General features: G+C 68.0%; 19 protein-coding genes and 5 pseudogenes. 16 read left to right on the top strand and 8 right to left on the bottom strand.

Features of this window, described 5'->3' with window-relative positions:
* The first annotated feature begins 62 nt into the window (after positions 1-62).
* Both ACFWDI_RS11060 and ACFWDI_RS11055 read left to right on the top strand, forming a co-directional pair.
* Positions 63-1,298 carry an aromatic acid exporter family protein gene (locus ACFWDI_RS11060; protein ID WP_385302941.1) on the top strand — a complete coding sequence of 412 codons (1,236 nt, stop codon included), beginning with the start codon at positions 63-65 and terminating at the stop codon, positions 1,296-1,298.
* A gap of 274 nt (positions 1,299-1,572) precedes the next feature.
* Complete coding sequence (locus tag ACFWDI_RS11055; RefSeq protein WP_385302939.1) at positions 1,573-1,950, top strand: DUF2795 domain-containing protein; 378 nt, start codon at positions 1,573-1,575, stop codon at positions 1,948-1,950.
* Between the two features lie 141 nt (positions 1,951-2,091).
* On the opposite strand, the gene ACFWDI_RS11050 is transcribed toward ACFWDI_RS11055, so the two are convergent.
* The gene (locus tag ACFWDI_RS11050) at positions 2,092-2,910 is read right to left on the bottom strand and encodes a VOC family protein (RefSeq protein ID WP_385302937.1); all 819 of its coding nucleotides are present in this window, start codon (positions 2,908-2,910) and stop codon (positions 2,092-2,094) included.
* 473 nt (positions 2,911-3,383) lie between these two features.
* Here ACFWDI_RS11050 and ACFWDI_RS11045 point away from each other — a divergent pair, with 473 nt between their 5' ends.
* Positions 3,384-5,228: a transketolase gene (locus tag ACFWDI_RS11045; protein ID WP_385302935.1), complete on the top strand. Its 1,845-nt coding sequence runs from the start codon at positions 3,384-3,386 to the stop codon at positions 5,226-5,228.
* A 55-nt stretch (positions 5,229-5,283) separates the two neighbouring features.
* On the opposite strand, the gene ACFWDI_RS11040 is transcribed toward ACFWDI_RS11045, so the two are convergent.
* On the bottom strand, positions 5,284-6,507 hold the full coding sequence (locus tag ACFWDI_RS11040) for a 4-hydroxybenzoate 3-monooxygenase (protein ID WP_385302934.1): 1,224 nt from the start codon (positions 6,505-6,507) through the stop codon (positions 5,284-5,286).
* 297 nt (positions 6,508-6,804) lie between these two features.
* Here ACFWDI_RS11040 and ACFWDI_RS11035 point away from each other — a divergent pair.
* From ACFWDI_RS11035 to ACFWDI_RS11005, 7 genes and pseudogenes are all read left to right on the top strand, one after another.
* Positions 6,805-6,921, top strand: a pseudogene (locus tag ACFWDI_RS11035) (amino acid ABC transporter ATP-binding protein); the annotation flags it as partial.
* A 108-nt stretch (positions 6,922-7,029) separates the two neighbouring features.
* Positions 7,030-7,953, top strand: coding sequence for a glutamate ABC transporter substrate-binding protein (locus ACFWDI_RS11030; RefSeq protein WP_385302933.1), 924 nt, complete (start codon positions 7,030-7,032; stop codon positions 7,951-7,953).
* Between the two features lie 66 nt (positions 7,954-8,019).
* Positions 8,020-8,214: pseudogene (locus tag ACFWDI_RS11025) on the top strand (hypothetical protein); the annotation flags it as partial.
* Between the two features lie 41 nt (positions 8,215-8,255).
* Positions 8,256-8,582 (top strand): hypothetical protein, encoded by a 327-nt coding sequence (locus ACFWDI_RS11020; protein ID WP_385303260.1) that lies wholly within the window; start codon positions 8,256-8,258, stop codon positions 8,580-8,582.
* Between the two features lie 59 nt (positions 8,583-8,641).
* Entirely contained in the window at positions 8,642-8,995 is a 354-nt protein-coding gene (locus tag ACFWDI_RS11015) for a helix-turn-helix domain-containing protein (RefSeq protein WP_385302931.1), read from the top strand.
* A pseudogene (locus ACFWDI_RS11010) lies at positions 8,992-10,274 on the top strand (helix-turn-helix domain-containing protein). Before ACFWDI_RS11015 ends, ACFWDI_RS11010 begins: the two are co-directional and overlap by 4 nt.
* Before the next feature lie 3 nt (positions 10,275-10,277).
* Positions 10,278-10,848: pseudogene (locus ACFWDI_RS11005) on the top strand (transcriptional regulator).
* A 196-nt stretch (positions 10,849-11,044) separates the two neighbouring features.
* Here ACFWDI_RS11005 and ACFWDI_RS11000 read toward each other — a convergent pair.
* Positions 11,045-11,536, bottom strand: a complete 492-nt coding sequence (locus tag ACFWDI_RS11000; protein WP_385302929.1) for a hypothetical protein — start codon at positions 11,534-11,536, stop codon at positions 11,045-11,047.
* A gap of 91 nt (positions 11,537-11,627) precedes the next feature.
* Between ACFWDI_RS11000 and ACFWDI_RS10995 the strand changes: the two genes are divergently transcribed.
* Both ACFWDI_RS10995 and ACFWDI_RS10990 read left to right on the top strand, forming a co-directional pair.
* Positions 11,628-11,993 (top strand): MerR family transcriptional regulator, encoded by a 366-nt coding sequence (locus tag ACFWDI_RS10995; protein ID WP_385302928.1) that lies wholly within the window; start codon positions 11,628-11,630, stop codon positions 11,991-11,993.
* Between the two features lie 417 nt (positions 11,994-12,410).
* Positions 12,411-12,917 carry a GNAT family N-acetyltransferase gene (locus ACFWDI_RS10990; protein ID WP_385302927.1) on the top strand — a complete coding sequence of 169 codons (507 nt, stop codon included), beginning with the start codon at positions 12,411-12,413 and terminating at the stop codon, positions 12,915-12,917.
* Positions 12,918-13,027: 110 nt separating this feature from the next.
* Here the strand turns inward: ACFWDI_RS10990 and ACFWDI_RS10985 are convergent, their stop codons facing one another.
* Complete coding sequence (locus ACFWDI_RS10985; RefSeq protein WP_385302926.1) at positions 13,028-13,486, bottom strand: hypothetical protein; 459 nt, start codon at positions 13,484-13,486, stop codon at positions 13,028-13,030.
* A 343-nt stretch (positions 13,487-13,829) separates the two neighbouring features.
* Here ACFWDI_RS10985 and ACFWDI_RS10980 point away from each other — a divergent pair, with 343 nt between their 5' ends.
* Together ACFWDI_RS10980 and ACFWDI_RS10975 are read left to right on the top strand one after the other, a co-directional pair.
* Entirely contained in the window at positions 13,830-15,221 is a 1,392-nt protein-coding gene (locus ACFWDI_RS10980; protein ID WP_385302924.1) for a DUF1996 domain-containing protein, read from the top strand.
* A 244-nt stretch (positions 15,222-15,465) separates the two neighbouring features.
* The gene (locus tag ACFWDI_RS10975) at positions 15,466-15,825 is read left to right on the top strand and encodes a UBP-type zinc finger domain-containing protein (protein WP_385302922.1); all 360 of its coding nucleotides are present in this window, start codon (positions 15,466-15,468) and stop codon (positions 15,823-15,825) included.
* Positions 15,826-15,891: 66 nt separating this feature from the next.
* Here the strand turns inward: ACFWDI_RS10975 and ACFWDI_RS10970 are convergent, their stop codons facing one another.
* Positions 15,892-16,836, bottom strand: a complete 945-nt coding sequence (locus ACFWDI_RS10970; RefSeq protein WP_385302920.1) for a DUF5996 family protein — start codon at positions 16,834-16,836, stop codon at positions 15,892-15,894.
* Positions 16,837-17,078: 242 nt separating this feature from the next.
* Here ACFWDI_RS10970 and ACFWDI_RS10965 point away from each other — a divergent pair, with 242 nt between their 5' ends.
* Complete coding sequence (locus tag ACFWDI_RS10965) at positions 17,079-18,557, top strand: glutamate--cysteine ligase (protein WP_385302917.1); 1,479 nt, start codon at positions 17,079-17,081, stop codon at positions 18,555-18,557.
* Positions 18,558-18,763: 206 nt separating this feature from the next.
* Entirely contained in the window at positions 18,764-19,321 is a 558-nt protein-coding gene (locus ACFWDI_RS10960) for a hypothetical protein (RefSeq protein WP_385302915.1), read from the top strand.
* 92 nt (positions 19,322-19,413) lie between these two features.
* On the opposite strand, the gene ACFWDI_RS10955 is transcribed toward ACFWDI_RS10960, so the two are convergent.
* The 3 genes and pseudogenes from ACFWDI_RS10955 to ACFWDI_RS10945 form a co-directional block, all read right to left on the bottom strand.
* The gene (locus ACFWDI_RS10955) at positions 19,414-19,722 is read right to left on the bottom strand and encodes an SCO5918 family protein (protein WP_385302914.1); all 309 of its coding nucleotides are present in this window, start codon (positions 19,720-19,722) and stop codon (positions 19,414-19,416) included.
* 54 nt (positions 19,723-19,776) lie between these two features.
* Positions 19,777-20,175, bottom strand: coding sequence for a CBS domain-containing protein (locus ACFWDI_RS10950; protein ID WP_327327777.1), 399 nt, complete (start codon positions 20,173-20,175; stop codon positions 19,777-19,779).
* 59 nt (positions 20,176-20,234) lie between these two features.
* Positions 20,235-20,495 (bottom strand): annotated as a pseudogene (locus tag ACFWDI_RS10945) (ATP-dependent helicase); the annotation flags it as partial.

Here is a 20,495-nt window from a genome sequence, read left to right as displayed (position 1 = left end):
GCGGCGGCGGGCCGGACACCTGGACTACGTCTGGCCCGCTCGAGCGCGGGAAGGACCAAGGGGTGCCTGATCTTCTTAATCCAGTAAGAGAGCCGATTGTCGAGTTCGTCAGCCGGCGCAGAGAAGCCACCGTCGTCCAGACGCTGCGTTCGACGGCGGCCGCGACTCTCGCCTACGTCGCTGCTCTGTGGCTGACCAGCGAACCCGCTCCTCTCACCGCTCCCCTCACCGCGCTCCTCGTAGTCCAGGTGACTCTCTACTCCACTCTCACCACCGGCATCCGCCGAGTGAACTCCGTGATCGCCGGTGTTCTGATCGCCAGCGGCTTCAGCGCTCTCGTCGGCCTGACGTGGTGGAGCCTGGGACTGATCATCCTGGCTTCCCTGGTCGTGGGGCGCCTGGTGCGGGTCGGTGAGTTCGTCCCGGAGGTCGCGATCAGCGCGATGCTCGTGCTCGGCGTGAGCCGGGTTGCGTACACCGCATGGGACCGTGTGCTGGAGACACTGATCGGCGCGGGGGTGGGCCTCCTGTTCAACGTTCTGCTCGCGCCTCCCGTCTGGGTGGGGCCGGCCGGTGATTCCATCCAGGACCTGGCCCGGCGGATGCGCCGGCTGCTTCTGCGCATCGGGGAGGAACTGAGCAGCCACACCACCGTGGAGCGAGCCGCCGCGCGGCTTCATGAAGCACGCCGCCTCGACCACGACATTGCCGACGTCGACGCGGCGCTGCGCCAGGCGGAGGACAGCCTTCGGTTGAATCCGCGGGTGAAGGAAGGACTGCTGCGCCGAGTGGTGCTGCGCACCGGGCTCGACACCCTGGAGATCTGTGCGGTGGTTCTGCGGGTACTTGCTCGCACGATGACCGACCTCGCCAAGGCGCGCGGTGAGGAAGATCTGTTCCCGCCGGAGGAGGGGGTCGCCCTCGAGGAACTGCTGGCCCACGTCGCCGACGCCCTCGTCAGCTTCGCCGTACTGGTGACCACGCAGGTGAGCGAGAGCGCCGATGCGGCGGAGTCCCGGCTGGCCGGCGAGCTCGCCGCGGCCGCCGCGGCCCGCGAGAGGGCGGCGGAGCTGCTGCTTGAGGGCGTTCAGCGGCACCCGCGCCACTGGCAGCTTCTTGGCGCGCTGCTCACGGAGATCGACCGGATCCTGGCAGAGCTGGACATCGCCCATCGCTCCAAGCGCCTGATGGAAGAGCTGGACCGCAGCGCACGCGAACAGCGCGAACGGCACCCTCAGCTCGCCGCCGTACGCCGATGGGTGCGCGACAAGCGATCGAGGCGCAGCGCGGCCCGTTGACCGGGACCATCACCTCGAACGAACGAACGAACGAACGAACGAACGAGCGGGTCGTGGGCGTCGCGGACCGGCCCGGTACGCGCACCGGATTCATCCATGCCTTCGCCTGCTGCGCGGCGTCCAGTGTTCGGGGAGGCGCACGTGCCCGGCTGAACCGCATGGAAACGTGCTGCACCGGAGTCGCATGCTGGAACTGTGCATCCCGCTCCTCCATTACCTGTGTCGGGGAGGACGGATCGGGTACGTGCACAGTCCGCATGAGCGAGGAGGAGACATGCAGCGAGGCAGCGACCGCCTCAGCGTCCGCAAGGACGACGAGATGAAGCACGAATTGCAGGGACTGCTCCGTTCAGGACACCCCACTCGGGTAGAGGAGTGGCACGACCCGGAGCCGGGCGCCGATGACGACCCGGACATCGCGTCGGGCCCGGTGCCTGCGGTGGGCTCGCTGGGAGCCGATGAACACTTGAGGGTTGAGCTGGCCCGTCACCTGGGCCGCGCGGCTTTCCCGGCGAAGCGCCGGGACCTGGTGCACATTCTGAGCGAGCGCCACGCCCCGGACCGATTGATCGATCTGGTGAACGGCCTGCCGGCGGACGGGGCGTACGGCAGCGCGCGGGAAATCGTGGACGCCGTGTCGCGCCGGTCGTAGCTGCTGTCAGGGCGCAAGGCGGCGCTTGCCGGCCGGACGCCGGCCGGTGAGCGTGTGCGGGCGGCCCCGGAGTGGGGGCCGCCCGTGCTGGCGTGGCGCTTCGGCGACCATGCGCACGTGGCGCAGATCAGTCGGGGAACGTCACTCGAGGAACTGACGGCTGGTGACCGTGAAAAGGGCGCCGTCGGCATCGCACAGCGTCGTCTCAGGTCCATGGGGTGTGGATCGCCGGACCAGCACAAAGCCGCCGTTCTTGACGGCAGCATCGGCGGTGGCGTCCACGTCCTTGACCGGGAAGTGGATGTGCCAGCGGGGCTGGATCATGGGATCCGGCACGGCTTCCTCCGCCCCCGAGCTGAGGCGCGCGAGAACGTGCCCGTCGCTGTGCAGGACGACCTCGTCCTCCTCGTAGCTGACCTCGCAGCAGCCAGGGCGCTCGCACTCCCACTCGAGTACTTCGCCGTAGAAGATGGCGGCCTCGAATGCGTTCCGGGTCCGCAGCCTCAGCCAGGTGGGCGTGCGCTTGCGCCAGCTGTGCCAGTCGGGGATGAGCTCGCCGTCCCAGATGCCGAAAACGGCGCCGTCCCGGTCGGCGGCCAGGGCTCCGCGCCCCAGCGAGAAGGTGAGCGGACCGACCGCGACCGTGCCGCTGCGCTCCCGGATACGTGCTGCTGCCTCATCCGTGTCGGTGACGGCGAAGTACGGAGTCCACGCGACGGCGATCTGCAGTTGAGGTGCCAGGGCCCCGATGCCGGCGACCGGTGTGCTCTGGTGGAAGGCGACGCTGAACTGGTCGCCCAGTCTGCCCTTGCGAAAGCGCCACCCCAGGACCGCTCCGTAGAAATCCTGGGCAGCCTCCAGGTCACGGGCCATGAGACTGACCCAGCAGGGCGCGCCGAAAGCGGCGGCGCTCGAGGTTGCAGCTGCTGCGGACTTGGCCGCTCTCGTTTCCTTGTCCATCACACTCGGTGTCCCGGTCGAATGGTTCTCAGCGCGTCACGGGGAGTAAAGGGGAAATCGGGTTCGTTCCTCATCGTGCCCCGGGGGCGAGGTACTCGCGAGCCGCGAGGGCGCGCCCGCTCCGCCTCCTGCGCGCCGGATGCCTCACGAGCCTGCAGGTCACGACGCGCGCGGGCGACCCGTCGATCTCTGCGACAGCGAGATGCACGCTGACCCGGCGGACCCGAAGTCGCCCGCCCCATGCCTCGACGTGGAACGGCAGGTTTGGCTGTGTCCGGGCAGGGGACTCGACGAATCGACCGAGCGGCCATGGGATAAATAGGGAGGAATCATCAGCTCCTGGCGGGGACGGCGGTCCCCGCCCGTAGCCCTCGTTTTCCCCTGCCAACGCATGACGGGCCCCGCGCATGGCGGTCCCGGTACGGATTCGCCCGGGTCCTGGGTCCCGGATCCCACCGTCGAGGAGGAGTGACATGCGAACCGAACTACTGACGGAACTGGGCCAGCAGTTGCGCGTGGATGCCGTCCGCGCCGCGGACGCGGCCGGCTCCGGGCATCCGACGTCCTCCATGTCCGCCGCGGACCTGGCCGGCGTCCTGCTGGCCAACCATCTGCGCTACGACTTCGACCGGCCGGAGCACCCCGGCAACGACCGGCTGATCTTCTCCAAGGGGCATGCGTCGCCGCTCCTGTACGCCCTCTACCGGGCGGCGGGCGTCGTCGACGACGAGGAGCTCCTCACCTTCCGGCGTCTCGACAGCCGCCTCGAAGGGCATCCGACGCCCCGGCTGCCCTGGGTGGACGTAGCCACCGGGTCCCTCGGGCAGGGTCTGCCGATCGGCGTCGGCATGGCGCTGGCGGGCAAGAAACTCGACCAGATCCCCTACCGGGTGTGGGTGCTGTCGGGCGACAGCGAGATGGCCGAGGGGTCCGTGTGGGAGGCCGTCGAGCACGCGGCGTACGAGCGTCTCGACAATCTGACGCTGCTCATCGATGTGAACCGGCTCGGCCAGCGCGGGCCCACCCGCCACGAGTGGGACCTCGACGCCTACGCGCGGCGGCTGGAAGCCTTCGGCTGGCACACCATCGAGATCGACGGGCACGATGTCGCCGCCGTCGATGCGGCGCTGGCGGAAGCCCGCTCCACCTTCCGGCGGCCCACCGCGGTCATCGCCCGGACCCACAAGGGACGCGGCGTCTCCACCGTCGAGGACCGGGAGGGCATGCACGGCAAACCGCTGCCGGACGCGGACGCGGCCATCGAGGAACTCGGCGGGCCGCGCTTCATCCGGGTGGAGGTCCAGTCCCCGCCCGCGGGACGGGTGCTGCACGGCGCCCGCGGCGTGCACCTTCCGATGCCGCGCTTCGACATCGGCGACTCGGTCGCCACCCGTACGGCGTACGGACAGGCGCTCGCCGCACTCGGCTCGGTGCGCGGGGACATCGTCGCGCTCGACGGGGAGGTCAGCGACTCGACGCGTACCGAATACTTCGCGAAGGCACACCCGAGCCGCTTCTTCGAGTGTTACATCGCCGAGCAGCAGCTCGTCGCGGCGGCTGTGGGGATGCAGGCACGGGGATACGTCCCGTACGCCTCCTCGTTCGCGGCGTTCCTGACCCGCGCCCATGACTTCGTACGCATGGCAGCCGTCAGCCGCGCCTCGATCAATCTCGTCGGCTCGCACGCGGGGGTCGCGATCGGCCAGGACGGGCCGTCCCAGATGGGTCTCGAGGACCTGGCGATGTTCCGTGCCGTGCACGGCAGCACGGTGCTCTACCCGTGCGACGGCAACCAGACGGCCCGGCTCGTCGAGGCCATGGCCGACCTGCCGAATGTGAGCTATCTGCGCACCAGCAGGGGCGAGATGCCGGTCGTCTACGGTCCGGACGAGGAGTTCCCGGTGGGCGGTTCCAAGGTGCTCCGCTCGGGGGAGCGGGACCGTGTCACCGTCGTCGCCGCCGGAGTGACGGTCCATGAGGCGCTCGCGGCAGCCGAGCTGCTGGACCGGGAGAACATCGGCGTGCGCGTCGTCGACCTCTACTCCGTCAAGCCCGTCGATGCGCAGACGCTCCAGAAGGCGGCCGACGAGACCGGCTGTTTGCTGACGGTGGAGGACCACCGCCCCGAGGGCGGCCTCGGCGACGCGGTGGCGGGAGTCTTCTCGGACGGCCGCCCGGTACCGCGACTGGTACGGCTCGCCGTCCAGAACATGCCCGCATCGGCTGAGCCGGAGGAGCAATTGCACGCGTCCGGAATCGACGCGGAGTCGATCGCGGCCGCCGTACGGCTGCTGGTGGAAGAAGCTGTGGTGCGCTGAGTCAGCTGTGGCGATTTCGAGTACGAGAGGCAGCCGGCCCAGCCGCCGGTCCAGGTCAGTAATCGATGTCCTTGCCGATGTACAACTCGGCGAAAGCGGCCGCGGCGGCGGGCGAGCCGAGGATCCGTCGCAGCCGGGCAGCCGCGGAGCCCGCCCGGAAGGGGTCGCCGGACGAGGCTCCGTGCAGCAGGTCGGAGAGCCACTGCGAGAACTCCTCGTACTGCCACACGCGCCGCAGACAGGCCGCCGAGTAGTCGCTCAGACCGCTGTCGTCGCCCTTGCCGCAGTACGCGACGAGCGCGTCGCCGAGCAGCAGCGCATCGTGCAGCGCGAGATTCATGCCTTTCGCGGCGATCGGTGCCGCAAGGTGGGCCGAGTCGCCGGCCAGATACAGCCGTCCGTATGCCATCGGCTCCACGACGTAGTTGTGCATGTCCAGCACCCGCTTCTCGATCAGACGGCCCTCGGCGAGCGGCCGGGCCCCATCCGCCGACAGCCGGTCGCGGAGCTCGGACCACACCCGCTCGTGCGGCCAGTTCTCCGGGTCGTCGCCGGGCGGGCACTCGAGGTAGTAGCGGGTGACCTGGGGGCTGCGAGCCATATGGGCGGCGAAGCCGCGCGGATGGATGCCGAAGACGACACAGTCGGAGGACGGCGGCGCCTCCGCGAGAAGAGCCAGCCAGCCGACACCGTACTCATGCCGGGCGACGGTGGTGTGTTCCGGCGGCAAGCAGGTGCGCGTCACGCCGCGTGCGCCGTCGCAGCCCGCGATGACATCGCAGTCGATGCGTCGGCGCTCGCCCGTCTCCGGGTCCGTATAGGACACCGACGGCCGATCTGTGTCGATGGCGTGCAGTCCCACATCGCGTACGCCGAAGCGGACGTCGCCGCCCCCGTCGTCCGCGTACTCGCGCACCAGATCTGTCACCAACAGTGGCTGCGGGTAGACGAAATGACGGTGTCCGGACAGCTCGCCGTACCGGAACCGGTGGCGCTCACCCGCGAAACGGAATTCGCACTCGCTGTGGGTCTGTGCGTGTTCCAGCAGCCGGTTGGCCAGCCCGCGCTGTTCAAGGGCGCGTACCGCCCACTCCTCCATGAAGCCCGCGCGGGGCCGCTGTTCGATGAACTCTCTGCTCTCCGTTTCCAGCAGTACGCAGTCGACGGAGGCGGCTCGCAGGATGTTGGCGACTGTGAGACCGGCGGGTCCTGCGCCCACGATGACGACGCGGGCGCGCTGTACCGACGCAGAAGAGGAAGGGGAGGAGGCGGCAGTCATCCGAGCATTATGACGGTGATCCGTCAACAAGGGTCCGCTCACCGCGCACGAACTGGAGGTATACGTAGCCGGACCGTGATGCTCAAGTTTTGCTCAGATCTAGTGACGGCGAGACAGCCCTGTCCCTATTGTCCTGCCCAACGACGAGGACGGAGCAAAGAGCCGAATGACGGGCACTTCGGTGGCCGGGGGCGCCGTCCTTGCTGCGGGTCGGCCTGGTTTGGATCGGCGGGAAGTCGCTGCCCCGGAGAGCGAGCAGCGGGCCCGGCTGCGCGCTGTCGTCGGCCTGGCCTTCGGTACGAGATGGGCTTCGCATGATCCGCCGCGAAACGGGTCGTGTTCGTTGCCGACGGGAAGATCGTCGAAGCGGCCTCACCGCATGAGTTCCGCGACAGCCCGCGCAGCGACCGAGCATGGACCTCCTGCGAGGATCCTGCACCCCTGACGCGTGACTCCGTGTGGCGACGCCCCTGTCTCCAACCGCCGAATCTGCCGAACCTGTTGATATAAGGATGTTTCACCATGAAGCCCTGCACGTCCGCCGCAGCCGCGGCGATCGCTGTGCTTGCGGTCGCCCTCACTGCAACCGCCTGTGATGGCCAGTCCGGCGATGCCGCTGACAAGCCCAGCGCCAGCTCGGGCGGCTGGGACAAGCCGAGGCTGCCCACGTACGAGGTCGCCAAGGACGTCAAATTCGACTCCCCGACCCTGCGGAAGGCCCAGAGGGCGGGCAAGCTCGTCATCGGTGCCAAGAACGACCAGCCGTACCTCGGCTTCCAGGACGCGAACGGCAAGCGGTCCGGCTTCGACATCGAGATCGCGAAGATGGTCGCCGCCGACCTCGGGTTCTCCCCTGAAATGATCGAGTTCAAAACGGTCGACACCAAGAACCGCGAGGCCGCCATCTCCAACGGCGAGGTCGACCTGTACATCGGCACGTACACGATCAACGACGAGCGCAAGAAGCGAGTGGGATTCGCCGGCCCGTACTACACGGCGGGCGCCGACCTTCTGGTCCGCAAGGACGACAGGACGATCAGTGGGCCGTTTTCTCTGCAGGGCAAGACGGTCTGCTCGGTCAAGGGCTCTACCGCGCTCCGGGAGATCAAGAAGCCCGAGTACAACACCAAGACCGTCGAGACGTCCAAGTACAACGAGTGCGTCGAGAAACTGATCGGCAAAGAGGTCGATGCCGTCACCACGGACGACGCCATCCTCATGGGCTACGCCGCCCAGCGCCCGGACAAGCTGAGGGTCGTCGGCAGCCCGTTCACCGAGGAGCCCTACGGCGTCGGCATGAACAAGGATGACAAGGCGCTGCGCGAAGCGGTTTCGGACGCCATCGAGGCGCACGACAGCAATGGCGATCACAAGAACGCCTACGACGCGACGCTTGGTCTGTCCGGCTCCGAATACGGTGGGGCGTCGACGGTCGAGCGCTACTGACGCCTCCGACGGTGCCCATCGGCACCTCGACGGCACGACACGGCAACGGTCGGCGGCGTGGAGATCATGCCCGGGCGCATAGTTCCCGGGAGCGAGTGGTCGTCGGGAGTCCACACTGCGGGCATGGATGGACATGCCTTCGAGCCCGCCGCCGCCGCGCCCTCGGTTCAGTCGAGTGAACTGCTGGGTTTCCCTCCCGGTGCCCGGGTGCTCATCGTCAATGGCGACGACTTCGGGATGTACCACGCGATCAACGTCGCGGTCATCGACTCGATCGAGAAGGGGATCGCCAGTACGTATTCCTGGACAGCTTCGCTCTCGGCATCGACGGGAAGTCGGCCCGATACGCCGAGTTGCTGCGCGACCTGCAGGCCGGTCTCAGCGAGTGGGCGGTGCATCCCGGCCTGGGCAACGAAGAGTCGCAAGCGATCGAGCCCGGCGGTTGGCGCGTGCGCCGGACCGACTACGAGTTCCTGACATCGCCGGAGGCCGGCGAACTCCTGCAGCAGGAGGGGATCGTCGTGACCGACTACAGGACTGTCCAACAGAAATGGCGCCAACCGGCGCGCCGGGCTGCCCCGGAGATCGTGAGTGGCCGCCCCGAGGTTTGCGTACTTCGTTCGGACTGAACGCATGCGATTTATGCATTCTCAAGACCTTCTATGCTTGAAGTTGCTAGTATTCGCGTATGCCGATGTCCCTGAGAGAGGCGCTGCAGTTGACGGTGGCGGCGTTGATGCAAGCCACGGGGGACTCGCAGAGCGAGTTGGCCGGCTCTCTTGGGCTGACGCAGACCCAGGTGTCGCGTCGTCAGGCGGGCCGTACCGCCTGGACGCTGGACGACTGCGACAGGCTCGCCGCTCACTTCGGGCTTCCCGTGCTGGATCTGCTGGCCGGTCCGACCCGGGCCTGTGAGCTGGTGCCGGCCGACCGGCGTCGCGGCGCACGCGCAGGGCGCGGGACGGAGACTGCTGCAGCGCGACCGGTTCCGGGAGCGCGGCTGGGCAGGCCGACGTTCTCGCACGATGAGGCCGGACGATGACCGATTTCGAGTCCATCGACGCCCTGCTGGCCTCGGTCCGGCAGGAGGTGCAGCTGCCGCCCGCCGAGGAACGGCGCGCCCTGCGGGAGGGGTTGAGACTGTCACGTACTCAGGTCGCGGGCGTGCTGGGGGTGAGCCCGTCGACGGTCGGCGGCTGGGAAGCGGGCCGCGATCCCGGCGGCGAAATCCGTGAGAAGTACGCCTACTTCCTGCAGGGCGCGCAGGCGAAACTGAATGCCCAGAACGAAGCGACGGCCGCGGTGGCGGACCGGCCCGACCTGCCGGAAGAGGTACCTGCGGCACAGGAGACGGCCGACACCAGCACGCCAGGTGCGGAGCCCGACGACGTCGACCGCCTCCCGTCTCCGCTGCCGCTGCGTTGCTCAAGCGGGCGATCCCGGACGCGATGGTCCTGCTGGACGAGACGCGCAAAGGCGCGCGTTACGACATCATCGCCCACCCCTGGATCCCGGACATCCTGCGGAAGAAAACATCGAAAGGCGCCGACGACATCTGGGAGGCCCGCCCCAAGTGGCCGCGGATCGATCTCCCGCCCGGGCGCCACGAGGTCACCGCGCTCGACATCAACGGTGCCTATCTGTCCGCCCTGAAAACACATCTGCCCATCGGGCAGCTCGAGCATTCCACCGGCTCCGAGCACGACCGGCGCCGGGCCGGCGTCCACCTGATCACGCCGCCCGACTGGGAGCACGAGGACGTGCTGCCCAACCCGATCGGCAACCGCGACGAGCCGGGCCCCCTGTGGGTCACCGAGCCGACGCTACGCCTGCTGCTGCGCCTGGCGGGCCCGAGGTACGGGCTGTGCGACCCGCCGGAGATCCACGAGTCCTACACCTCCGGCGCCACCGAGAACCTGCTGGAGAAGTTCCGCAACACGCTCAAGGATGCCCGCGACCAGGCCATCGCCGACGGTGACGACGTAACCCTGGAGTATGTGAAGGCCATGTACTCCAAATTCGTCTCGACGATGGGGGAGTCGAACTACAACCGGGAGCTGTACCGCCCGGACTGGATGCACCTGATCCGCTCCCAGGCCTTCGCCAACCTGTGGATGAAAGCTCTGAAGGCTCACGAGGAGGGCCTCACCGTCGTACGGGCCATGGGCACCGATGAGCTCCATGTCATCGGCGACTGGCAGAGTGTCTTTGCCGAGGGCCGCGGCGTTACCGAGGTCAAGGTCAAGGACCACTACACCGCCGGCACCGCGTTCGATTCGGTGGCAGCCGACGACAGCGGCACTGACGTGGGGGAGGATTAGCGGATGCCCGAGCGCAACATCGAGTTCGGCAAGTTCGGTGCTCGCGGCATCAAGGGCCACGAGGCCGTGGCCCGCCGGCTCGACGCCCTGGCCGGGTACATCGCCACCCCCGTCACCGCCAAGCGGGGCCTGATGGCCCGCCTGCACTACCTCACCCGCTCCGACCACGCCCGCCAGGCCGCCCGCGACGCGGGCCTCGCTGTCACCGACCGCACCCTCAAGGCCTGGCTGGACGGCAAACGCAGCCCGTCCCGCAAGAACCTCGAGCGCATCGACACCGCCTACCACACGGTGCGACGGCAGAACGTGGCCCGCTACCTCCTCGGCCGCTTGAACGCCCCGCGGCGGCACCCGGGTCGAACTGCACCCGCTCAACCAGTCGCAAGTCCCCCGCCCGCACCAGCGCGTGGTGGAGTGCCGCACCCTCAATGTCCGGCACTGGGACCGCATCGTCGAGGCCTGGGCCGCGAACGACGACCAAGCTCTGGACGACGCCTGGATCGACCAGATCGTCGACCTCGGCTCGCAATGGGGCCAGTACGAGTACGTCACCAACATCGGGTTCGCTGCCTGACAGCGCCGCCTCAGATGAGTGGTGGGCCTGGCATCGGCCCGACCGCGGCTCGCCACAACCGATTTCCCCCTGCCTGGCAGGGTGATCGAATGACATGGGTCTCCTGGTCGGGTCCCAGTGACGAGCCGGTTCACCGGTAGTCCATCGGCGCAGTCATCGAGCAGGAGCACGTGTGAGGGCCGCCGATGCATGTGCCTCAAGCCGGGCCTCGCTGACTCGCAGTGCTGAGCGGGTGCCCATCGGTCGAGCCGGCTTCGTGGTCCAACAGGTTCGTGTGCCGGTTCCGCCACCACGGCACAAGCTGGACGAGGCCGAACGCCACCTCCACGCTGAAGAACAGCCACAGCAGCTGCGGGGCGCCGTGGGCGAGCGCGTACGCCTGCCATGCCGCGAACAGTGTGCGCGCGATGCCGTCGAGCAGTCCGTGCACCGGCAGCGGCCTGACGATACGCAGGACGGCCCAGACGACCACGACCGAACCCATCAGATTCGCGTACAGGGTCTGCATCGGGTCGAGTTCGGGCATGACGCCCAGCCCGAGTGTGTTGCCCAACGATGACAGCGCGTCGTGCACCAGCGCGTACGTCCACGGCGTCGCGAATCCCGCCGTGACGACGAGGTCGTACCAGGCGCTCGCGCGTACGACGCGAAGATAGGTGGGGCGTGCGGGGGCGAAGAGGCGGATCACAATGAGGCTCCTGGTGGTCTCACGACAGCGACGCCTCACGGTAAACAGTGGAGTACGCTCCAAGGTCAAGCCCATCATCCGACGGAGGGTCATGCGTATCGGAGAGTTGGCCGCGCAGGCGGGCATGACCAGGGACACCATCCGGTTCTACGAGAAGGTCGGCCTCGTCACAGGCCGGCGCCTGGCCAATGGCTACCGTGACTTCCCGCCCGAGGCAGTGGCCTGGCTGGAGTATGTCCGGACTGCGCAGACCCTCGGATTCTCTCTGGCGGAGATCGCGCGGCACGGCGAGGAACTGAGCGAGGCGCCGGACGCCGCGGAGGCGTTGTCCGCGCTGCTCGAGGAGAAGATCCAGGTCATCGACGCACGCATGGCCGAACTCACCATCCTGCGGGCCGAACTCGCCACGCGTGTCGGCACTGGATGCCCATTGCGGGCGGTCGGCCAACCCGGCTGACTACGAGGTTGAGAGCGTCGCGGCCCGGCAGGGGTAGCGATTCAAGAAGCGCCATCACCACTGGTGACCTGTCTGAGCAGGTTCAGTGGGATCCCGAGCGTGATCAGCACCTGCGGCCATTGCCATACCGCTCGCTCAGAAGACTCGTCCCTACCTCCCGGCCGGGGGCGGGCTACTGGCTCATCTACGCCCCTGACGCTGACGGTTGCCACTCGGGACACCTTCCCGGGCCGGCTCCGTGAAACCCAGCGGGGCGTTGAGGAGCTGTACACAAAGCCGCAGGCAGGGGCGGGCTGACCGGCCCACCGCCGCCCCCACACTTCCGGCGACATCAACCGCATTGCTCACGAGCCCACTTGAAGCACCTCTCAGCTGGACAGATCCGTCCCCAGGTGCCGGGATGCGTAATGTTCTCCCATGACCGAACTTCAACTTCTTCGCCTCGATCACGCCCCAGCCCTGCTCGCGTTCGAGCAGGAGAATCGGGCCTACTTCGCTGCCTCGATTCCGGATCGTGGCGACGACTACTTCACCCATTTCGACGCACGGCACAGCGACTTGCTCGCCGAGCAGGCCGCTGGGCTGCACTTCTTCCACGTACTGGTGGGCAGCGGTGGCGAGATACTGGGGCGGGTCAACCTGATCGATGTGGCGGACGGTTCTGCCGAGCTCGGGTACCGGATCGCCGAGAAGGCCGCCCGTCAAGGCCTGGCTACGACCGCCGTCCGTCAGATATGCGCCCTTGCCGCTGCGGAGTACGGTCTGACCTCGCTGCGGGCCTCGACGACACTCGACAACGCGGGTTCGCGAGCCGTGCTGGCCCGTACAGGATTCGAACCCACTGGAGAGGTCCTGCTGGGCGGACGCGCAGGACTTTCCTACGCACGGAACCTGAGTGAAGTCCGTGAAGGTGCCGCCCTGTAACCGAGTCAAGGTCTTCGAGGGCCGGTGCGGTACCGCAGTTCCACGTGCGGCGGCCGTTCCGGATCCCCACCGGGAGTCACAGGCCGTGCGCGTGCTCGGGCTCGGGCTCGTCAGTGGCCGATGCCCGGAGACTGTCGGTCCATCCGGCGAGGAAGCGGAGCGCGTCGTGAGACGGGGTGCCACGGGGTGCGGTGCGCCATGGCCTGCCAGTCCAGTTCGAGAGGTCCGACGCGCGGGTGACGGAAACACTTGCGTCCAGTGCTCGCGGAGCGGACGCCGTGACTGCCCCACAAGCGGCAGAAGTCGTCGTCCTGGAAGGAGAGTTCGCCGACCAGGTCGGCCAGGCGACGGTCGCCGGGCGTGTGGACGGCATCCATGCGCAGCCGCTCCACTGCCTCGGCAGCTACGGCATCCCAGTCCGTGTACAGGTCGCGGAGCTGTTCCGCATGCCCAGCGCTGCCCTGGGCGAGGTCTCGCAACCGGGCGGGCCGGCTTATGGCATCGAATGGAGCAATGGGTGTCTCCGGTGGTACGGCCGAACAGGATGTGCTCGTCGCCAAGGCATGCATCCAGGCCCTGTAGCCGCGTAGTATCCGCGCGAGGCCGTCGGGCGAAGGGCCTGACCTGCGGCGGCACGATGGGATGACAGGGATCCACGCGGGGCCCAGCTCAGTGGCAGGGGGCGTCAATCCGCGAGAGCCGCGGGCGGTGACTTCTTTTTCTCGTACTGAGTAGAACAGCCCTGGTTTCCGTATCTCACTGCGCTGTGCTGTGTCTTGCGCCCGAGCGGGTGAGGGCACGGCACGGTCCGACTCGGCCGAGGGGCATGAAGTCCCCGGTGTGACATGGCAACCAAAGAGGGGCGGGCCTGTGAGGTACGGGCAGAGACACAAGCGGTCCAGATGGATCGGCATGACGGTCGCCGCGGTGGCAGCAATGGCGGTGGGGGGCGGAGCTCTCCTGATGACCGACAACAACGCCGAGGCCGCGCGGGGATCCGCGCGCCCGCAGTGGGCCGCGGCGGCTGCGATGACCATCAATTGTCCGGACGTCGCCGTCCGTTTGTCGCAGGTGCCGCAGCAGGCGCGGCCCACCGTGGACAACGAGCTGGCGCAGCTGGACAGTCAGGTCGCGGATGCCTATGGGCAGCTCGCCGCGGCCGGCGGGAAGGCTGACCAGGGGTGGGTGCGCACGCGAGTGCTGGACCCGCTGTCGACCCAGCGCCGCCTCACACTGGACCGTATCGCCGCCGAGATCGACCGGGTGTCGAACCGGCCGGAGCAACTGGACTCGCTGGCGTCCTGCACGGTCAAGCGGGACGAGGTGGCCCCCGCTTCCGCCTCCGCGTCGCCCTCCGTCGATGCAGCTGCGAACCCCCCTGCTGCGGGTGCCTCCGCTCCGGCCGTCGGCAGCCCGGCGCAGACCGGTCCCCAAAGGTCGGACTTCGTGGACATTCGCAAGGTACGACCCAATGCCGCCAATCCCCGTCTGCAGTCGAACGCCTCCCGCGGTACGTTCCAGTCGCGCTGCGGGCGCAACGAGAACAAGCACTTCAACCCCGACAACGTCATCGTCGCTCCGGGTGTGAGCAACGGTGCCCACCACATGCACGACTATGTCGGGAATCTTGAGACCGACGCCTTCGCCACCAATGACGACCTCGCCGCCGCCGGCACGACGTGCACCAACGGTGACCGCTCCACCCACTACTGGCCGGTCCTGCGACTGCGCAACGGAAAGAACGAGGGCGACGCCAACCTCCCCGGTGGGGGGAAGGACGGCAACGTCGGACGCATTCTCCAGCCGGCTTCGGTGCAACTCACCTTCCGCGGGAGCCCTGTCAGCAAGGTCACCGCGATGCCCACGTTCCTGCGCATCATCACCGGCGATGCCAAGGCGTTCACCAACGGAACAACCAACGCGAACGCCTCCTGGAGCTGCACCGGCTTCGAGAACCGGCAGCTGAAGGACAAGTACCCGCTGTGCCCGCGGGGCAGCAACGTGGTGCGTACGTTCAAATTCCAGAGCTGCTGGGACGGCAGTAACACCGACAGCGCGAATCACCGCACGCATGTGGCCTTCGCCGGCGCCAACGGCGCCTGCCCCCAGGGATTCCGGGCCATCCCTCAGCTGGTCCAGCGGATCACGTACAAGATTGCGCCCGGCTCGTTGTTCGCCGTCGACAGCTTCCCCGAGCAGTTGCACAAGCCGGTGACGGACCACGGTGACTTCATCAACGTGATGTCCGCATCACTGATGAGGAAGGCAGTGGGCTGCATCAACAGCGGCCGTAGGTGCGGCTGACGCCCGGGACCCGGCACGGCGGATGTCACGCCGTGCCGGGTCCACCGTGGTGCGGGAGTCCGGCACAGCGCTGCTGAGAACCTGTGCGGGACCGTTGAATGGCCGGGCGTCGTGCGTGGCAGCGGCGATGGAAGCGCTCACAGCTGCCTGGCCGGTTACGATGCAACAAGGCAGGTTGCTGACCTCAGCACGCGGAACAGGTCCCCAAGGACGCCTGCTCAGCCTCACCAGAGAGGCATGTCACATGGCACACGACCGGATTCCAGGCATCGATCCAACAGCGGCTCCGAGCGGCGACGGCTGCGCGGACTGCCAGGCAGGCGACGGACCGGGATGGTGGTTCCACCTGCGGCGCTGCGCCGCGTGCGGGCACATTGGATGCTGCGATTCATCCCCCTCGCAACACGGTACGAAGCATGCACGCCAGGCGGGGCACCCCTTCCTGACCAGCTTCGAGCCGGGAGAGAACTGGTTCTGGAACACTGAGACCGATCAGTACTACGACGGTCCGCAGCTGCTCCCGCCCACCTCGCACCCGGCCTCCCAGCCGACCCCGGGCCCGCAGGGCAAGGTCCCCGCGGACTGGCAGCAACACCTGCGCTGACGTTGCTGTTGAGGGCGCCGGACACTGCGGTGCTTCGAGGACCCCCGAGCAGTCCCGCCCAGGCCTTCACGGACGTGGGACCGGCAGTTGAGGGTCCGTAATACCGCCCGGTGCGGCGAAGCCGGCGATGTCCCAGCCGGCGCGTCGGGCTCCGGCCTGGTACGCGCTTTCGTAGAAGGCGAGCACAACGGCGCGAGGATCGCTCTCGGCGCGGGCCGAGTCGTACGGCAGCACGGCCAGGTGGCCGGCATTGCGAGCAACCCAATGTGCCGTAGCGGGCGTGAGCGGCTCCCCGGTCAGTTCCGCAGGCTCGGGGGCGGTGTAGGAGTAGAAGGCGGGCGCGGCGAAGGCATCGTCACCGAACCAGAATCCGAAGCTGATCAGCTCCCGGGAGTACGCCTCCCGTGATACGGGATCGACCTGCGGCGGCTGGTCCATGTGACCCCCGGAGAACCGGCTGTGGGCGATGTCGAAGGTGTGCCAGAAATGGTGTACGGGGCTGACCTTTCCCGAAAAGCCGGCTGCGAATTCCTCCAGCACCAATGCCACCTGGCTGAGTACCTGCCAGTAGCGGTTGGCGAGCACGGGATCGTAGGCCGCATGCTCAGTGTCCTCGGCGAACGGCCGATCGGCATCGGGCAGGTCGAACGGCCGGGGAATGTTGATGCTCACCCGGATGCCCAGCGCGGCCAGAGCCTCAAGGGTGCTGTTGTGGAAGGACGCCACCGACTGGCCGAGGAGCGGGACGGACGTTGCTCTGCCGTCCAAGGTCGCGAGGACCAGTTGATGGTCGACGAAGTCGAAGTCGATCGTGAAAACCGTATGGCCGTCGACCTCTCGCATCGGACGTGTGGTGACGCCGCGTCCGGTGAGATGGAACGGAACGTTCCACCAGTGGTTGCGCCGGGCGCTCGCGGCGAGACGGATCTTGCCGACGACTTGCGCGAATCGGTGCAGCGTTTCTTTGGTTTCCTGCCACTCCGCGAGCGGCATTGGCGGGAACAGCTCCATCGCGTTCCCCTTCCTGCCCCGCGCTCCTGCGGCCGGGCAATTCCATGATGACCATGGCTCGACAGGTACGGCACCTCGTCGCGTAGGGGGACTGCTGGTGTCCGCAGCCCTGCGTGCGGTCACGGTGCACGTCACGGGGCATACGGGTGGCCCACGGGCCCGTCTTGGCTGGTCCGGGCGGCGGGGGAGTGGGACGCTTGGAGCGGAGCGGGGGTGTCTGCCGAGGGGACTCGGGAGGGCCGATGGGTCGAGATGTTCCGGCGATGGTGTTCACCCGTGAGGACCGCCGCCGTTACCGGATCAAGATGCAGGAGTGCCTCGACGCGTTCGCGCAGATGCTGCGTGAGGCACGATTCGAGTTCGAGCGGCCGCAGGTGGGTCTGGAGATCGAGCTGAATCTGGTGGACGCGAGCGGCGAGCCGGCCATGCGTAACACCGAGGTGCTCGAGGCGATCGCGGATGCGGCCTGGGCGACTGAGCTGGGACGGTTCAATCTGGAGATCAACATCCCGCCGCGGACCCTGACGGCCGGTGGTCCCGATGCGTGGGAGAAGGAGATCCGGGACGCCCTCAACCACGCAGAGGAGCGGGCTGCGGACGTCGGCGCGCATCTGATCATGGTGGGAATCCTGCCGACGCTTCGGCAGTCGGATGTGAGCGAGGAGGGACTGTCGGAGGACCCGCGGTACCAGCTGCTGAACGAGCAGGTGTTCGCGGCTCGGGGTGAGGATCTGCGGATCGAGGTGGACGGGGTGGACCGGTTGCGGACGTACGCGGACACCATCACGCCCGAGGCGGCATGCACGAGTACCCAGTTCCATCTACAGGTCTCGCCGGACGATTTCGCGGACTACTGGAACGCGGCGCAGGCGATCGCGGGGGTGCAGGTAGCCCTGGCTGCGAACTCGCCGTTCCTCTTCGGCAAGGAGCTCTGGCACGAGACGCGTATCCCGCTCTTCGAGCAGGCCACCGACACTCGGTCGGAAGAGATCAAGGTGCAGGGGGTGAGACCCCGGGTGTGGTTCGGAGAGCGGTGGATCAACAGCGTCTTCGATCTTTTCGAAGAGAACCTGCGCTACTTCCCCGCCCTGCTGCCCTTGTGCGACGACGAGGACCCGAAGGAGACACTGGACGGCGGAGACACGCCTGAACTGGCCGAGCTGACTCTGCAGAACGGCACGATCTACCGCTGGAACCGCCCGGTCTACGCCGTCGCCCACGACAGACCGCATTTGCGGGTGGAGAACAGGGTGCTCCCCGCCGGCCCCACGGTTGCCGATGTCCTCGCGAATGGCGCCTTCTACTACGGGCTGACGCGCGGCCTGGTCGACGAGGAACGGCCGGTCTGGTCGCGGATGTCTTTCTCGGCAGCCGAGGACAACTTGCACGCCGCGGCGCGGCGGGGGATGGACGCGCGTCTGTACTGGCCCGGGATGGGCGAGGTGCCGGTGTCCGAACTGGTGCTGCGGCGTCTTCTTCCGCTGGCGCACCAGGGGCTGGAGCGCTGGGGCATGGATGCGGCGTGGCGGGAACCGCTGCTGGGGATCATCGAACAGCGGTGCGTCACCGGCCGCAACGGCGCGGTGTGGCAGCAGGAGATGTTCCACCACATCGACGACTCCACCCACGTGGGGCGCCATGAAGCGTTGCGGCGGATGACACAGCAGTACATCGACTACATGCACCTCAACGCACCTGCACATACCTGGCCGGTCGAGTGATCCGCTGAGGCCTCGCGGGCCGACGGCACCGCACACGCACCCGTGCCCGACACCGGCACGCTCGTGGACACGTCTGTGTCGTGTCCGATCGGCTACCGTTTGTCACTGAATCGGTACTTCGGGCACGTGGCTTCACGGCGGAAGGGCGCGCGCATGACCCTGATCCTGGCCGACGCTGCTGTCAGCGTGCCCGAATCCGGGTCGGCATGACGACACCGGACCCGAAACCGCGACCGGTCGCCCCCCAGCAGAACGCCGCCACCCCCGCCACCGCCGCCCGCGCCGGCGACACCGCGGCCGCACGGCTGAAGGAGCGGATCTACGCGACCATCACCCTGGCCGCCGTCGTGGTGACCCTTGCCGAGGCAGAGGAGTCCGATCACACCGAGGCGGCGCTCACCGTGGCGGTGACAGCGCTCGGGGTATGGCTGGCCACGCTGGTCGCCGACGAGCAGGCGCACCGTGCCGTGACCGGGCGCGGCGCGAGCCGGGCAGAAATCCGGACGGGGTTGCATGTCTCCAGTCCGTTGCTGCTGAGCGCCGTGGGGCCACTGGCGCTGATCGGCATGTCGGCGCTGGGCGCGATGGATCTGGGCACCGCGCTGTTGACCAGCGCCGGGGTGGAAGTGGCGTCCATGTTCCTGTGGGGCTGGCGGACCGGCCTGCGGATGGGCAACGGGCCGCTGAGCGCGCTCACTTCAGGCCTCTTGGACACTGCGATCGGCGTAGGGGTCGTGGGCGTGAAGCTCCTCGCGGGCCACTGAGCGTGCTGTCCGGACGAAGCCGTCGTTGAGGCCGGCGAGAAGAGGGCTCCGAGCGGTGTCCGGTCGGAGCCCTCAGCGCTATCCGGTCTCAGTCATATGTGCGCCGTTGCCCCGAGCTGTGCGGAGGCCGTTTGCAGCGGGGTGAGGACGGGTGGATGGACGAGCGCGGGGGCCGTGTGGCAGGTGAAGCCGAGGCGGGTGAGAGCCCTGGTTACTTCACCGGCGGTGAAATCGCGGCGATCCTGTCCCGTGATCACTTCGCCCACCTGCTTGACGGGGAACGTGCGGCGGCCGATGGTCACGGACTCACCCGTGACGGGTTCGGGCTTGATGCCCTTCATCGATTGCTGCACGTCACTCTTGACCAGGTCGAAGGGGAAGCGGGCGATGACGCAGCGCATAGTGCCTCAACAGGGTTGGAGGGAAGAGCGGACACGGCCGGCCGGCCGGGGAGATCAGTGTGCGAGGGCGAGGACGCCGAGGATGTACCCGTCCTCGTCGACCACGGGCGAGGCGCCGAGTTCTCGGGCCCGCATGGCGTATTCCGCTTCGGTCAGCGACGTTTCGGACAGAGTGAACGGTCCCCGGTCGTGGACGATGTCCCGCAACCGCGTGTCCTCCGCGTACCAGGAGCCACTGCGGTACGCCGTGAGCTGGGCCCGTGAGACCAGACCGGCACAGCGATCGTCCTCACCGCGGACGATCAGGTGCCCCACGCCGGCGCCGATGAGGACGGACAGGGCGACGTCGACGATCATGTCATCGCCGACCTGCGGTCCAGGTGTGGTCATGGCGTCGGCGGCAGTCAGCTCGATGCGGGCCGTCTGCCGTGGCTGCGTGAGAATCAGCGTCAAGGGACACCTTTCGTGTTCGGTGGATCAATGGGCCGAGTGCGACTGCCAGGGCTGTGATTTCATGCGGCGCTTCTGAACGAGGACTGGCGTTGTGAGGTGCCCGTCCGCCCCTGGGATGCAGCGGGGGAGCGGCGGGTCTGGGCGGGGCGGCTGCGCCGGCTGCGGGACGACGAGGCGCCGCGCTTCGCTCGCTCCGCCACGGGTGCGGTGATGGTGACAGGTACACCGGAGGGGGGCTGGGCGCCGGTGATGCGGCTGAGTTCGGCTTCGCCGGAGCGGACGTGGGTGGTGTGCGGGGTGATGCCGGCGTCTGCCATGAG

This window comes from Streptomyces sp. NPDC060064 (assembly GCF_042736455.1).
Classification (GTDB): domain Bacteria; phylum Actinomycetota; class Actinomycetes; order Streptomycetales; family Streptomycetaceae; genus Streptomyces.
This window is presented reverse-complemented; position numbering and strand designations above follow the sequence as displayed.